Raw genomic sequence first — 13,891 nt, 5'->3', positions numbered from 1 at the left:
AGCGCTCAGCACCCACCCGCGACGGACAGCCCCCACCCGCACTGACAGCACCGACAGGCACCGACAGCACCGACACGCACGGCACGCAGCCCCCGCCACCGCCGCCGGGCGCCGAAACGCCGCGCGGACGCAGCGAGAGGCGACACACATGACCCGAATCGGCAGGCGCGGCTTTGTGACCGGCGTGGGCGCCATGGGACTGGCCGCCGGCATCCCCGGGATGGCGGCGGCGCGGGACCGGGGGAGGGGCCACCCCTCACACGGCGGACGGGAGTTCACCGTCGAGGAGACCACCGTCGCCGACATCCGGCGGGCCCTCGACTCCGGCCGGCTCAGCTGCGTGGAACTGACCCAGCTCTTCCTCGCCCGGATCGCCGCCTACGAGGAGGGCGGCCCCCGACTGAACGCGATCACCACGGTCAACCCGCGCGTCGCACGCCAGGCCGCCGAGCTGGACCGCGTGCCGCGCGGGCGGCGCGGCCCGCTGCACGGCGTCCCCGTGCTGCTGAAGGACAACGTGGACACCGCCGACCAGCCGACCAGCAACGGCTCGGTGATCCTCAAAGACGCCTACCCCGACGACGACGCGTTCCTCACCAGGGCGCTGCGGCGGCAGGGCGCGCTCATCCTCGGCAAGGCGTCCATGGGCGAGTTCGCCGGCAGTCCCTACAGCACCCTCGACGGCCAGATGCTCAACCCCTACCACCTTGAGCGCCAGACAGGCGGGTCCAGCGCCGGCTCCGCTGGCGCGCTGGCCGCCAACCTCGGGGTGCTGGCCATCGGCACCGACACCAGCACCTCGGTGCGCGGCCCGGCCGCCTACTGCGGCATCGTCGGCCTGCGGCCCACCACCGGCCTGATCAGCCGGGACGGCATCGCCCCCAAGAACCTGACCTTCGACACCGCGGGGCCCATGGCCCGCACCGTCACCGACACCGCGCTGCTGTTCAACGCCGTCGCCGGCGAGGACCCGGCCGACCCGCTGTCGGTGGCGACCTACCGTGCCTACCCGCGCGCGCTGCGCCGCCAGGCGGCGGCCGGCCGCCTCGACTACACCCGCTACCTCAGGCGCCGTTCGCTGCGCGGCACCCGACTCGGCGTCATGCGCGACTTCTTCGGCGGCGACCCCGAGATCGACGCGCTCACCGAGACCGCCCTGGCCACGCTGCGCGACCTGGGCGCCGAACTCGTCGACGTGACCCTCGACCCGGCGTTCGTGGAGTACTACATCGTCAACGGCGGCACCAACATCCGGCGGATCGCCGACTACCGCTTCAAGGAGGACTGGGAACGGTACGTGACCACGCTCGGCCCCCGAGTGCCGCGCACCGTCGAGGAGTTCGTCCGCGTCTACGAGACGGAGGTCAACCAGTCCCCGCTGCCGGTGGCCGACTCCGTCCTCAACCTGCTCATCAACTCGCTGCGCACCTCGACCGCCGCGCCCGAGTACGCCGACCTGATGGAGAACGTCCTGCCGGAGGCTACGCGCCTGAAGCTGGCGGTCTTCGACGCACACCGCCTGGACGCCATGGTCTTCCCCTACGAGTCCCGCTTCGCGCCGCCCATCGATAACCCCGTGCAGACCATTGACGACCCGGACTACGTGCGCTCCGACCGGCCGGACCCCGCGACCTTCGCCGGCTACAGCTCGGTCGGCTTCCCCGGCATCGTCGTGCCGATGGGCTTCGGCTCGCAGGGGCTGCCCATGACCCTCTCCTTCATGGGCCGCCCGTACAGCGACGGCGCGTTGCTGGGCTACGCCTACGACTACGAGCAGGAGACCACGCTGCGCGCCCCGTCCCCGCTGACCCCGCCACTCTGACCCCCGGCCCCCGCCCCGGCCCCGGGCACCGCGCCGTGCGGTGCCCGGGGCGGGCCGCCGCGGGGCGCGGTGATCACGGAGGGCTCCGCCGCATCAGATCCGATGCCTACCCCGGCAGTTCTTCCGTTCCCCGTTCGGCGGCCGCGGCGAGTTGGGCGGCCAGGTCGCTGAGCGCCTGCCGTAGCTCGTCGGGCTGCCCCCGGCGGCTCGCCGACGGCGCGGCCGAGCCGCTAGGCGCCGTGGTGGTTCCGCGGCCCGGTGGAGGTCGCGGCCCGGCGGGCGGCCGCGGCGAGCCAGGGCGTGATGGAGCCGTCGTTGGTGAGGTCGGCCCGGTAGGCGAGCGCCACGGCCAAGTAGCGGTGCTTGCGCCAGGTCTGCTTCCATCGGCGGCTGCGGCGGACCTTGTCGGGACCGGGGGTGAGGCCGCCCTCGGCGCTGGCACCCCAGATGGTGAGGTGCCACGCCCCTCCGCCGTCGCCCAGGTACCCGTGCGCGTCCTGGGCCGTCGCCACATCGGGGAACGCGAAGACCTGGACGGAGATGTGGACGGGGTGCTCGGGCGTGGCGTGGGAGCCGGGCTGCTCCGCGTAGACGCCGGCGACCACTTCGGTACAGTCGCGGCGCGCGAGTTCCCTGACCAGGTCGCTGGGGCCCGCTTCCCGGGAGGGGCGGGTGTCCGCGGCGATCCGCGCGAACTCGATGCCCAGGTCGTTGGTGAACCGCCGCGGCAGCAGGGCATCGGGGGTGAACGGCGTCTCGTCGGTGGAGGCGCGGTTCCAGGAGCCGGGGGAGGGTGGCCGAGGCACGCGCCGCGTGACGTCGTCCAGCGGGCGGGTGGGTGGCGTCGGGGGCACCGCCGCGGTGGGAGCGTCTGCCACCGCGCACGAGGCCAGGAGTGCCTGAAGCCGCTGCTGGACCAGGCGGGCCGACTGGGGGCGCCGGTCGGGATCGCGCGCCAGTAGTTCGGCGACGAGCGTGGTCACCTCCGGCGGCAGGCCGGAGCGGAACGCGTCGAGGGGCGGGGCCTCCTCGTCGAGCTTCCGCCGCACGACCGCGATGCTGTTGTGCCCGGTGAAGGGCGGCCGGCCGGCGAGCATCGCGAAGAGCATCCCACCCAGTGCGTACAGGTCGGAGCGTTCGTCGCCGCGTTCCGTGCGGAACTGCTCCGGGGCGCCGAACTCCGGCGTTCCGGCCGGCGCCAGTTGGGAGGAGCGCGCCACGGTGAACGCGGCCTGGACGAACCCGGCGATCCCGAAGTCGATGACCTTCACCAGCCCGTCGCCGGTGAGGATGACGTTGTGGGGCTTGATGTCGTAGTGGATGACCTGGGCCCGGTGGGCGGCCTCCAGCGCGGCGCAGACGCCGCTGGCGACGGCCAGGGCACGCGTCAGGGGGAAAGGGCTCTCGGCCCGAAGCCGCGCTGTGAGCGTCTGGCCGTCCACCTTCTCCATCACCAGGAACAACACGTCGTCGTGGATGCCCCGGTCGTAGAGGGCGGCGACGTTGGGGTGGACGATCTGGGCAGCGGCGACCGCCTCGCGCTCGAACCGCCGGGGCAGGTCAGCATGGGCGATCCCGTCGAGATCCAGCAGCTTGAGCGCGACCTCACGGTGGAGCACACGATCCCGCGCGGCCCACACCTCGCCCATGCCGCCCCGGCCCAGACGGCCGGTCAGCTCGTACCGGTCCGCGATCAGCTTGCCCCGCTCCACGCCCACCTCCGCTTGTCCTTGACATGGCAGGGCCAGCTTAGGAGGCCCCGCCGCACCCGCGAAGACGGCCGGTGCGCACCGGCTTCGCCGGCCGGCGGATCGCCACCGCCGTGCTCGTGCCACCGCCCGGCCAGCGCCCCGAGGCGGCGGTCAGCCCCGTCGTCCGGCTGATCGACGCCCCGAACGCCGGGCCCGACACCGACCGGGACCTACTGGACGCCACCTGTCTGGCGACGGCGGTCGAGCGGAGTCCGTGACGTCGAGTGGGCGGTAGCGCACGTGGTGGCAGAACGTCGAGCGCTGCGGCGGGCGTTGACACCTCCCGGGTCCCGCCCTACCTTCCGTTCGAGAAGATGAACGGCGTCCGAAATAGCGAACGTTCGGCGCTCGCATCCCGCGCGGCACGCCGGCCCGACGAGCCGCCCCGGCGTGCTGGCTGAGCCGGCCGCACCCGCCGCGCGTGTGCCGAGGCCCCCCTGGACCATCCGCGGGCCGTCGCCCCCGGCTGGCGCGAGACCGGACCGCACCACCGCGCGCTCCGCGAAAGGTTGACCATGATGCAGGACAGACGATCCTTCCTGGCCCTGGGCGCCGCCTCGGTGGCGGCCGCCTCCGTGGGCCTCCCGGCGCTGACCGCCGGACCGGCCGCCGCCGCCGGGCCCGCGGCCACCCACGAGGCCTTCGTGATGGGCTACTTCACCGAGTCCCCGACCATGCTCGGCGCCCGGTACGCCCTCCACCTGGCGGTCAGTCCGGACGGGCTCAACTGGACGCCGCTGAACGACAACAACCCGGTGGCCACCCCCACCGCCGGCACCGGGGGCCTGCGGGACCCGTTCATCCTGCGCCGGCAGGACGGCACCTTCGTCGTGCTGGCCACCGACCTGACCGGCACCGACTTCGGCCAGCGGAACCAGTACATCCACGCCTGGGACTCCGCGGACCTCCGGTCCTTCACCGGCTACCGGCGGTTACGCCTGCACGACCGGCCCACGCACACCTGGGCACCGGAGGCGTTCTGGGACCCCGAACGCGGCCAGTACGGCATCTTCTACTCCGCGAACTTCGACGGCGTGGACTCCTTCTTCGTCAACTACACGCCGGACTTCGTCACCGTCAGCGGGCCGCAGCCGTTCTTCGCCCCCGGGTACCCGGTGCTCGACGGCACCCTGCACCACACCGCGACCGCGCACTACCTCTACTACAAGCACATGGGGAACGGCCGGCTGTACGGGGCCCGTTCCAGCACGCTGCGCCCCCGCTCCTTCGACGCCGGGACGTACACCGGCGGGGTGATCCAGGGCGGCATCGAGGCGCCCATCGTGCAGCGGGCCAACGACCGCGACCAGTGGTACCTGTGGGGCGACTCCTACGCCCCGGTCAACGGCCGACTCCACCTCTGGACCAGCGGCGACATCACCGGGGACCACTGGACCGAGGTCGACAGGTTCGCCTACACCCAGCCGCTGAACGCCAAGCACGCCACCACCTGCCCCCTCACCGCCGCCGAGCACGCCGCCCTGCTCGACCACTGGGGCACCCCGACCTGGCACCGGGTCCGCTCCTACAACCACCCCGACCGGTTCCTCCGGCACGCCGGCTTCGCCGCCCGCCTCGACGCCTACCCCTTCGACCCGTACCCCGACGCCCAGTGGCGCCTGGTCGCCGGTCTCGCGGACCCGGCCGGGGTCTCCTTCGAGTCGGTGAACTACCCGGGGCACTTCCTCCGCCACCAGAACCTCGACGTCGTGCTGGCGGAACGCGACGGCTCCGCGACGTTCGCGGCCGACGCCACCTTCCACCGGCAGCCCGGCCTCGCGGACGCCGGCTGGGCGTCGTTCCGGAGCGTCAACTACCCGGACCACTACCTGCGGCACGCCGAGTACCTGCTGCGGATCGACCCGCTCGGCGCCGCCTCACCGGCGACGGACCGGCGGGACGCGACCTTCCAGCTGACCTACTGACCTACTGACCTACTGACCTACTGAGCTACTGACCTATCGACCTACCGACTCACCGGGTCGGCGCGTTGGTGGGTTCCCGAAGGGCCCGCTGGCCCGGCCCCCTCGCGCCCAGCCCAGCACCCCACCCCACACCAACGAAAGGGCCGAAGATGTCCTCCCACGTCAGCCGGCGGCGGCTCCTGCAGGCCGCCGGCGCCGCAGTCGCCGCCTCCGCCACCGGAGCCACCCTGGGAAGCACGCCAGCCCGGGCCGCGACCGGCGCGGCGCCCACCGCCCCCGCCGCGGCGGCGGTCGCGCCCACCGCGCACCCCTTCGAGCCCGGCCAGGTGCGGCTGACCGCCAGCCGGTGGCTGGACAACCAGCAACGCACCCTGAACTACCTGCGGTTCGTCGACGTCGACCGGCTGCTGTACAACTTCCGCGCCAACCACGGGCTGTCCACCCAGGGCGCCGCGCCGAACGGCGGCTGGGACGCCCCCGACTTCCCCTTCCGCACCCACATGCAGGGGCACTTCCTCACCGCCTGGGCCCGCACGCACGCCGAGACGGGCGACCAAACCTGCCGCGACAAGGCCCTGCTGATGGTGGCCGAGCTGGCCAGGTGCCAGGCGAACAACGCCGCCGTCGGGTTCGGCGACGGCTACCTGTGCGGCTTCCCGGAGTCCGACTTCACCGCGCTTGAGGAGCGCACCCTGGACAACGGCAACGTGCCCTACTACGTGATCCACAAGACGCTGGCCGGGCTGCTCGACGTGTGGCGCCACCTGGCGAGCACCCAGGCCAGGGACGTGCTGCTGGGCCTGGCCGGGTGGGTCGACGCGCGCACCGGCCGGCTCACCAGGGAACAGACCCAGGCCATGCTGGCCACCGAGTTCGGCGGCATGAACGCCGTCCTGACCGACCTCCACCTGCTGACCGGCGACCCGCGCTGGCTCGCCGTCGCCCAACGCTTCGACCACGACGCCGTGTTCGACCCGCTGGCGGCCGGCCTGGACCAGCTCGCCGGGCTGCACGCCAACACCCAGGTGCCGAAGTGGATCGGCGCGGTCCGCGAGTACCGGGCCACCGGCACCACCCGCTACCTGGACATCGCCACCCACGCCTGGGACTTCTGCGTGGGCGCGCACACCTACGCCATCGGCGGGAACAGCCAGGCGGAGCACTTCCGCGCCCCGCACGCCATCGCCGGCCACCTGCGGCACGACACCTGCGAGAGCTGCAACACCTTCAACATGCTCACGCTCACCCGGGAGTTGTTCACCCTCGACCCGACCCGGGCCGCGCTCTTCGACTTCTACGAGCGGGCCTGGCTGAACCACATGATCGGTCAGCAGGACCCGGCCAGCGAGCACGGCCACATCACCTACTTCACCCCGCTCAACCCCGGTGGCCGCCGCGGCGTGGGCCCGGCCTGGGGCGGCGGCACCTGGAGCACCGACTACGACAGCTTCTGGTGCTGCCAGGGCACCGGCCTGGAGATGCACACCAGGCTGATGGAATCCGTTTACTTCCACAGCGAAGAGGCGCTGATCGTGAACCTGTTCGTGCCCTCGGTGCTCACCTGGGCCGAGCGCGGGATCACCGTCACGCAGACCACCTCGTTCCCGGTCAGCGACACCACGACGCTGACCGTCACCGGCGACGCCGGCGGCAGTTGGGCGCTGCGGGTGCGCGTCCCCGGCTGGACCAGCGGGGCGACGATCAGCGTCAACGGCGCGGAGCAGGACGTGGACACCACGCCCGGCGGCTACGCCACCCTGACCCGCTCCTGGGCCAGCGGCGACACGGTCACCGTCCGACTGCCCATGCGGGCCGTGCCGGAGCCGGCCAACGACGACCCGGGCGTGGTCGCGCTCGTCTACGGCCCGGTGATCCTCTCCGGCGACTACGGCGACCGCACGCTCGACGCCCTGCCGAGGCTGGACCCGTCCTCCCTGACCAGGACCGGCGCGGACACCCTCGCCTTCACCGCGACCGCGGACGGCGCCACCGTCCCGCTCGGCCCCTTCCACGACGCGCACGGCCACAACTACACCGTCTACTGGCGGATTTCCGGGCGCGTCGTCCGGCTGGTCAACGTGGCCAGCGGCCTCGTGCTGGGTATCCAGGACATGTCCACCGCCGACGGCGCCCGGGCCCTGCAGTGGACGGACAGCGGCACCGCCGACCACGACTGGGAGCTGGTGACCGACGGCGAGGCGGTCCGCTTCCGCAACGCGCACAGCGGCAAGGTGCTCGGCGTGCGGGACATGTCCACCGCGGACGGCGCGGCGGTCCTGCAGTGGACCGACAACGGGACCGCCGACCACCGGTGGCTGCTGCTCGACCAGGGGGACGGGAGCCACCTGATCCGCAACGCGCACAGCGGCAAATTCCTCGGCATCCAGAACGACGCCACCACCCTCGGCGCGTTCGCCGTCCAGGACGGCGACGACGGCACGCCCGACAACCTCTGGCGGCTGGTCCACATCGGGTAGCGCGGAGGGCCGTGTCCGGCCCGCGGGGGAACGGCGCCGGAGCCCCGGCCCTGTCACCGGTAGGCCCCCTGACTCTCCGCGAGGAAAAAGCGGTTGCACGGGTGGTCCGCTCGCGGAGAGGGTGCGGTGGTGACCGGAGCAGAGATCGAATTCCCCGTCGTGGACGGGGTCCTGTCCGGTGTTGACTTCGGCGGTCGCGGTGCGGGTGTGCTGCTTGTCCACGGCAGTGGACACAACGCCGCCGCGTGGACGGACGTGGCGTCCCATCTGGTGGGCGAGTGCCACCCGGTGGCCTTCGACCTGCGCGGCCACGGGCAGACCCGGCTCGACTCCACCCACCCCGAGCAGTACTGGCGGGACCTCGCCGGCGTCGTCACCTCGTTGGCCTGGGACCGACCCGTGCTGGTCGGCCATTCCACCGGCGGGTACGCGGTGACGGCCGCCGCCGCGAGCGGACTCGTGGAACCGGCCGCCCTCTGTGTCGTGGACGGGGTGGTGCTTGATGACCGCGACGCGTCACTCGCCGCGCACGCCGACATGCGGACCGCCGAGGCGGCGGAGCGCCTACGGACGATGTTCCGCTACGGCTGGGAAGCCGACGACGACGAGATGCGGGCCTATGTCGAGCGGTGCGTGCGAGAGGCCGGCGGGGACTGGCTCAACGCCGGAGCGCGGCCCGGACTGGTCGAGGAGGTCACCCGGCGCTCTTTCACGCGGCGCTCCTTCACCCGCCGCGGCCGCGGGTGGGTTCGGCGGCCGGCCATCGAGGAGGTCGCGACCGTCGCCGCCGTGCAGCCCGGCGCGGACGTCTTCCCAGCCGTCGATGTGTACGCCCGCCTCACCTGTCCGATGACGATCGTGCTGGCCGAGGACGGCTTCTACGCTTCGCGGCGCGACGAGGTGCGTGCGGTCGTCGATGCCGCCCCCGACCGTCGGCTCATCGACATCGGTTCCCACCACAACGTCCCCATGACCCGGCCCGCTGACCTCGCCGCGATCATTCTCGACCTGGTGCGCGACCGAGCCGCGCCGTCGGCCGGGAACGTCGGCTGATCCCCACCCCGCCGCCCCACAAGGAGTCGCCGTGCCCCCTTCCGATGCCCCCGCCATCAGGGAGCTCTCCGTGGCCGACCAGGCTGCTGGGCCCTACGGCATCGCCGCCGGCCCAGACGGTGCGCTGTGGCTCACCTTCGCGCACAGTGGCCACGTCGCGCGACTCACCCTCGACGGCGAACTCAGCGCATACCCCCTGGACTCGCCCGAGTGCCGCCCCACGGTCATCACCCCCGGGGCGGACGGAGCGCTGTGGTTCACCCGGTACCAGGATCATCGGATCGGCCGCGTCACCGTCGACGGCGCTACGGCCTCCTTCCCCGTGCCGACACCCGGCAGCGGCCCCTTCGGCATCACGGCCGGTCCGGACGGCGCGCTGTGGTTCACCGAGACGCACACCGACCGGATCGGCCGGGTCACCGGCGAGGGGGAGATCACCGAGTTCGTCCTTCCCGTCACCGGCGGCTATCCCTCGGCCATCACCGCGGGCCCGGACGGCGCCCTGTGGTTCACCCTCAACCAGGCGAACGCGATCGGCCGCGTCACGGTCCACGGGGACATCGCGATACACCCGCTCCCCACCCCAGGCGCGGCGCCGGTGGGCATCACCAGTGACGGCGCCGCCCTGTGGTTCGTCGAAATCGCGGCGGGTCAGATCGGCAGGATCTCGGTGGACGGCGAGATCGAGGAGTTCCCGCTCCCCGACCGCACGGCCAGACCCCACGCCATCGTCGCGGCCGCCACCGGGGACTGCTGGTTCACCGAATGGGGAGCCAACCGCGTGGGCCGCCTCACCGCGGCCGGTGAGATCGCCGAGTACGACCTGCCGTCACCGTCGTCCGAGCCGCACGGCATCGCCCTGGGACCCGACGGCGCCCTGTGGGTGGCCCTGGAGACGGGAGGGGTCGCGCGGCTGGAACCGTAGCTCGGTCCGGAGACCGCCCGGGGCCGTGATGCGGCGGTGCCGTCTCACCCCGGTCGCCGGCGCGGCGAGTACGCGAGCACAGTCCCTCGGGTGCCCGGGCGCGCTCGCACGGGAGGGGCCCGAGGGCGCGCGGGTCCCAGCGGTCGGTGAGTTCCGGGCGTGGGCGGGCGTCGTCGTCGAAGAGCGCGAGGGCTGGCCACCGGCGGGCGCATCGACGGTCCGTCACGTTTCCGCGGAGCGTCCGCGGGCGCCCGTCAGTCCTTCGGCGGAGCCGTGCTGTTCCGGACGACGAGCGTGGTCGCGATCTCTAGGCCGGTCCGCAGGGTCTGTTCGCCTCGGCCGAGGGCCAGCGCCAACTCGGTGGCCGCCACGGCCATCTCGGTCAGCGGCTGGTGGACCGTCGTCAACGGCGGTTCGACCCAGGCGGCCACCGGCAGGTCGTCGAAGCCCACCACGCTCACGTCCTCAGGGACGCTCAGCCCGATGGCCCGCGCGGCCTGGTAGACGCCCAGGGCCTGTAGGTCGTTCGCGGCGAAGACGGCGGTGGGCCGGTCGGGGCGGGTCAGCAGGGCGCGGGCGGCGGCGTAGCCGTCCTCGCGGGTCAGCGGCGCGTGGACCACCAGGTCGGGGTCCGCCGCCAGGCCCGCCTCCGCCAGGGCCGAGCCGTAGCCGGCCAGCCGCGCGCGGCAGCACAGCACCTGCTCCGGGCCGCTGATCATGGCGATCCGCCGGTGGCCCAACGCGACGAGGTGCCGGGTCGCTGACTGGCCGCCGCGCCAGTTGGTGGCGCCGACGAACGGGACGCCGTCCGGCAGTTCGGACGTCGGGTCGAAGACGACGAACGGGATGCCCTTCGCGGTCAGCTGCTCGCGCTCGGCGGCCGAGAGCTGCGCCACCGACAGCACGCAGTGCGGGCGGCGGCCGACGGTGTCCTCCATGGTCATGGGGGTCGAGTCGTGCAGGCCGAATTCGGAGACGACCACGCCGATCCGGCGCTCGCGGGCCACCCGCTCGACGCCGCGGATGATCTCCACCGCCCACATGCTCTCCAGCTCGCGGAAGACGAGTTCCACGACGTTGGTGCGGGTGCCGGGCGGCTTGCGGTAGCCGAACCGGTTGATCAACTCCTCGACGCGGGCCCGGGTTTCGTCGGACACCCCGGACCTGCCGTTCACCACCTTGGAGACGGTGGGCACCGAAACGCCCGCCGACTCCGCGATGTACGCGATCGTGACCGGCCGCCGCGAGTCGCCGCCCGCCTCCGACCGGTCCGCCGTCGATGCCCCCGCCACGTCCGCTGCCGCCGACCGCTCGTCCGTCACGATGCCCGCCCCTCTGCTGATTCGGCCGCCATTGTGGCACCGGGGCGAGCAGCCGGGCCAGAGAAACTTTCCGCGCCATGAAGTCGAAACTTTCGCGCGAAACATATCGACAGTCGGAGGTGCCCTCACTAGCCTCGCCGGAGCGGGGACTGGGCTACCCATCGAGATGTCATGGACGCGCAAAGAGGAGAGTCGTGATGTCAACCCCCCAACTCCAGCGAACCAAGCAGCGCCCCCGACGCCCCCGCGCCCTCCTGGCCGCCACGGTGACGACCGCCCTGGCGGCGGCCATGGCGATCGCCAGCCCCTGGGCGCCCCCGACCGCCTCCGCCCACGGATCGGTCGAGGACCCGCTCTCCCGCGTCTACGGCTGCATGCTGCGCTGGGAGTACAACTGGCAGGACCCGATCGTGGAAGAGCAGGACCCCATGTGCTGGGCGGCCTGGCAGGCGAACCCCAACGCCATGTGGGGCTGGTCGGGCCTGTACCGCGAGGGCACCGGCGGCGACTTCCAGGCGTACATCCCCGACAACCAGCTCTGCAGCGCCGGCCACGTCTGGAACTCCGAGTTCGCGGCCATGGACACGCCGGGCCCCTGGCTGACCACCGAGGTGGCGGAGGACTTCACCGTCGACGTCTACGACCTGGCCCGGCACGGCGCCGACTACCTGCAGGTCTACGTCACCGAGCAGGGCTACGACGCCCAGACGGACGCCCTCGACTGGGACGACCTGGAGCTGGTGGCCGAGACCGGTCGCTACGAGCCGTCGGACCACTACACGGTCGACGTCAGCGCGCCGGGCCGCAGCGGCCACCATGTCGTCTACACGATCTGGAAGGCCTCGCACCACGACCAGATCTACTTCATGTGCAGCGACGTGACCTTCTGATCCACTGGTCGCCGACCCGGCGACCGGGCCCGGCCGCGCGGCGGACCGGGGCCCGTTCGCCGGGCGTCGTCCTGGACGGGGCGCTGGCCGCTGGGCCGGGAACCGGCGGTTGGTCACGCGGTGACCGGGCTTGGTCGCGGTCGGCGCGTCCCGAGTGGCCCTCACCCCGGGGCGAGGCGGCTGAGTTGTTCCCAGGAGCGGTACAGGTCGGCCTGGGCCTGGTCCATGGCGAGAACGTGGTCGAAGGACTGGCTGCCGACGATCAGCCGCCGGGGCGGGTCGGGGAGGTCGACCAGCCGCATGATGACCGGCGCGGCGGTGTCCGGCTCCGGGCCGGCGTCGTCGCCCCACTGGGCCTCCATCTGGGTGCGCAGCGGCTGGTACCGCGGCAGCGGTTCGGTGGCCGTGGTGCCGTCGGTGAACAGGCCGGTGTTGTACCCGCCCATCTGCACGATGGTGACCTTGACGTCGAAGTCCTCGACCTCCATCGCCAGCGCCTCGCTGATCGAGTCCAGCGCGGCCTTGCCCGCGCAGTAGGCGCCGACGGTGGCCATGCCGCCGCCGCTGCCCATCGAGGTGACCTGGAGGAGTCGCCCGCCGCCGTGGGCGCGGAGGTGGGGGAGTACCGCCTGGGACACCCACACGGCGCCGAAGAAGTTCACGTCCAGGTGGGCCCGGAGCTGCTCCTCGGTGGCCTCCTCCACCATGCCGTAGAGCATGCCGCCGGCGTTGTTGACGACGATGTCCAGCCTGCCGAACGCGGCCGCCGCCCGCTCCACCCCGGCGAAGACGGCCTGCCGGTCGGTCACGTCGAGCGGGAGCGGGAGCAGTTGGTCGGGGTGCTTCTCGGCCAGCTCGGTCAGGGGTTCGACGTTGCGGGCCGCGGCGACCACCCGGTCGCCGGCGGCCAGGGCGGCCTCCGTGAAGGCCCGGCCCAGGCCGCGGGAGGCGCCGGTGATGAGCCAGACTCTGGCGGTTGTCATGGGGAGGCTCGCTCTCAGTAAAGGAAACGGTTCGTCTCGGTTCGTTGTCGAGGTTAGAGCATGGCTCTCGTCGCTGCAATACGGTTCGTCTCGTTTAGTTGGGTAGCTAGACTCACGCGCATGCCCAACGAGAAGGGGCCGGACCACTCCCGGCGCAAGGAACGCTCCCGGCAGGCCATCCTCGCGGCCACCCGTGCCCTGGTCGCGGAGGAGCCCTACGAGAAGGTCACGGTCGAGGCCATCGCCGCCCGGGCCGGCGTCGGCAAGCAGACGATCTACCGGCGCTGGCCGTCCAAGAGCGCGGTCGTCTTCGCCGCCTTCCTGGCGCTGAGCGAGGGCGCCGACGGGCCGGGCGAGGGCGCCGACGGGCCGGCGGTCGCGCTGCCGGACACCGGTGACCTGGGGGCCGACCTCCGGCTCGTCCTGCGGGCCACGGCCGAGGAGTTCGCCGACCCCGCCTTCGACCGGCTGATCCGGGCCCTCACCACCGAGATCGCCAACGACGCCGTGCTGGCTGCCGAGTACCAGGAGAAGCTGGCCCAACCCCTGGAGGAGGCGAAGAAGGCGCGCCTGCGCAGCGCCCAGGCCGCCGGCCAACTCGCCGCCGACGCCGACCTCGACCTCTTCCTCGACCTGCTCTACGCCCCGCTCTTCCAACGCTGGCTGCACCGCGCCGGCCCGCTGACCGCCGACTACGCCGACGCGCTGGTCGACGCGGCCCTCCGGGCCTTCGCCCCCTGACC

The 13,891-nt window shown here is 72.7% G+C and carries 11 protein-coding genes; 8 read left to right on the top strand and 3 right to left on the bottom strand.

Going from position 1 to position 13,891, the window contains the following annotated elements; translation table 11 throughout:
* The first annotated feature begins 148 nt into the window (after positions 1-148).
* Positions 149-1,822, top strand: a complete 1,674-nt coding sequence (locus tag RM844_RS20365) for an amidase family protein (protein ID WP_311668731.1) — start codon at positions 149-151, stop codon at positions 1,820-1,822.
* A 230-nt stretch (positions 1,823-2,052) separates the two neighbouring features.
* Here the strand turns inward: RM844_RS20365 and RM844_RS20360 are convergent, their stop codons facing one another.
* Entirely contained in the window at positions 2,053-3,540 is a 1,488-nt protein-coding gene (locus RM844_RS20360; RefSeq protein WP_311668730.1) for a serine/threonine-protein kinase, read from the bottom strand.
* 65 nt (positions 3,541-3,605) lie between these two features.
* On the opposite strand from RM844_RS20360, the gene RM844_RS20355 reads away from it, so the two are divergent.
* The 5 genes from RM844_RS20355 to RM844_RS20335 all read left to right on the top strand — a co-directional run bounded on the left by RM844_RS20355 (position 3,606) and on the right by RM844_RS20335 (position 9,953).
* Positions 3,606-3,791: a hypothetical protein gene (locus tag RM844_RS20355; protein WP_311668729.1), complete on the top strand. Its 186-nt coding sequence runs from the start codon at positions 3,606-3,608 to the stop codon at positions 3,789-3,791.
* A 297-nt stretch (positions 3,792-4,088) separates the two neighbouring features.
* Positions 4,089-5,498 carry a glycoside hydrolase family 43 protein gene (locus RM844_RS20350; protein WP_311668728.1) on the top strand — a complete coding sequence of 470 codons (1,410 nt, stop codon included), beginning with the start codon at positions 4,089-4,091 and terminating at the stop codon, positions 5,496-5,498.
* Between the two features lie 149 nt (positions 5,499-5,647).
* Positions 5,648-7,975: a beta-L-arabinofuranosidase domain-containing protein gene (locus RM844_RS20345; RefSeq protein WP_311668727.1), complete on the top strand. Its 2,328-nt coding sequence runs from the start codon at positions 5,648-5,650 to the stop codon at positions 7,973-7,975.
* Between the two features lie 129 nt (positions 7,976-8,104).
* The gene (locus RM844_RS20340) at positions 8,105-9,028 is read left to right on the top strand and encodes an alpha/beta fold hydrolase (RefSeq protein WP_311668726.1); all 924 of its coding nucleotides are present in this window, start codon (positions 8,105-8,107) and stop codon (positions 9,026-9,028) included.
* A gap of 31 nt (positions 9,029-9,059) precedes the next feature.
* Positions 9,060-9,953 carry a Vgb family protein gene (locus tag RM844_RS20335; RefSeq protein WP_311668725.1) on the top strand — a complete coding sequence of 298 codons (894 nt, stop codon included), beginning with the start codon at positions 9,060-9,062 and terminating at the stop codon, positions 9,951-9,953.
* 254 nt (positions 9,954-10,207) lie between these two features.
* Here the strand turns inward: RM844_RS20335 and RM844_RS20330 are convergent, their stop codons facing one another.
* Positions 10,208-11,275 carry a LacI family DNA-binding transcriptional regulator gene (locus RM844_RS20330; RefSeq protein WP_394814557.1) on the bottom strand — a complete coding sequence of 356 codons (1,068 nt, stop codon included), beginning with the start codon at positions 11,273-11,275 and terminating at the stop codon, positions 10,208-10,210.
* Between the two features lie 197 nt (positions 11,276-11,472).
* On the opposite strand from RM844_RS20330, the gene RM844_RS20325 reads away from it, so the two are divergent.
* Positions 11,473-12,165: a lytic polysaccharide monooxygenase gene (locus RM844_RS20325; RefSeq protein ID WP_394814556.1), complete on the top strand. Its 693-nt coding sequence runs from the start codon at positions 11,473-11,475 to the stop codon at positions 12,163-12,165.
* A 161-nt stretch (positions 12,166-12,326) separates the two neighbouring features.
* Here the strand turns inward: RM844_RS20325 and RM844_RS20320 are convergent, their stop codons facing one another.
* Positions 12,327-13,148, bottom strand: a complete 822-nt coding sequence (locus tag RM844_RS20320; RefSeq protein ID WP_311668724.1) for an SDR family NAD(P)-dependent oxidoreductase — start codon at positions 13,146-13,148, stop codon at positions 12,327-12,329.
* A 120-nt stretch (positions 13,149-13,268) separates the two neighbouring features.
* On the opposite strand from RM844_RS20320, the gene RM844_RS20315 reads away from it, so the two are divergent.
* Positions 13,269-13,889: a TetR/AcrR family transcriptional regulator gene (locus RM844_RS20315; RefSeq protein WP_311668723.1), complete on the top strand. Its 621-nt coding sequence runs from the start codon at positions 13,269-13,271 to the stop codon at positions 13,887-13,889.
* Positions 13,890-13,891 lie beyond the last annotated feature (2 nt).

The sequence above is a fragment of the Streptomyces chisholmiae genome, from assembly GCF_031845445.1.
Lineage (GTDB): Bacteria > Actinomycetota > Actinomycetes > Streptomycetales > Streptomycetaceae > Streptomyces > Streptomyces chisholmiae.
The sequence above is the reverse complement of the archived record's forward strand: the minus strand, read 5'-3'. Positions and strand labels throughout refer to the sequence as shown.

Bases quoted from the DNA above. Each gene is read 5' to 3' on its own strand.
- RM844_RS20365 (WP_311668731.1), top strand. From the start codon at position 149: ATGACCCGAATCGGCAGGCGCGGCTTTGTGACCGGCGTGGGCGCCATG.
- RM844_RS20350 (WP_311668728.1), top strand. From the start codon at position 4,089: ATGATGCAGGACAGACGATCCTTCCTGGCCCTGGGCGCCGCCTCGGTG.
- RM844_RS20345 (WP_311668727.1), top strand. From the start codon at position 5,648: ATGTCCTCCCACGTCAGCCGGCGGCGGCTCCTGCAGGCCGCCGGCGCC.
- RM844_RS20325 (WP_394814556.1), top strand. From the start codon at position 11,473: ATGTCAACCCCCCAACTCCAGCGAACCAAGCAGCGCCCCCGACGCCCC.
- RM844_RS20320 (WP_311668724.1), bottom strand. From the start codon at position 13,148: ATGACAACCGCCAGAGTCTGGCTCATCACCGGCGCCTCCCGCGGCCTG.
- RM844_RS20315 (WP_311668723.1), top strand. From the start codon at position 13,269: ATGCCCAACGAGAAGGGGCCGGACCACTCCCGGCGCAAGGAACGCTCC.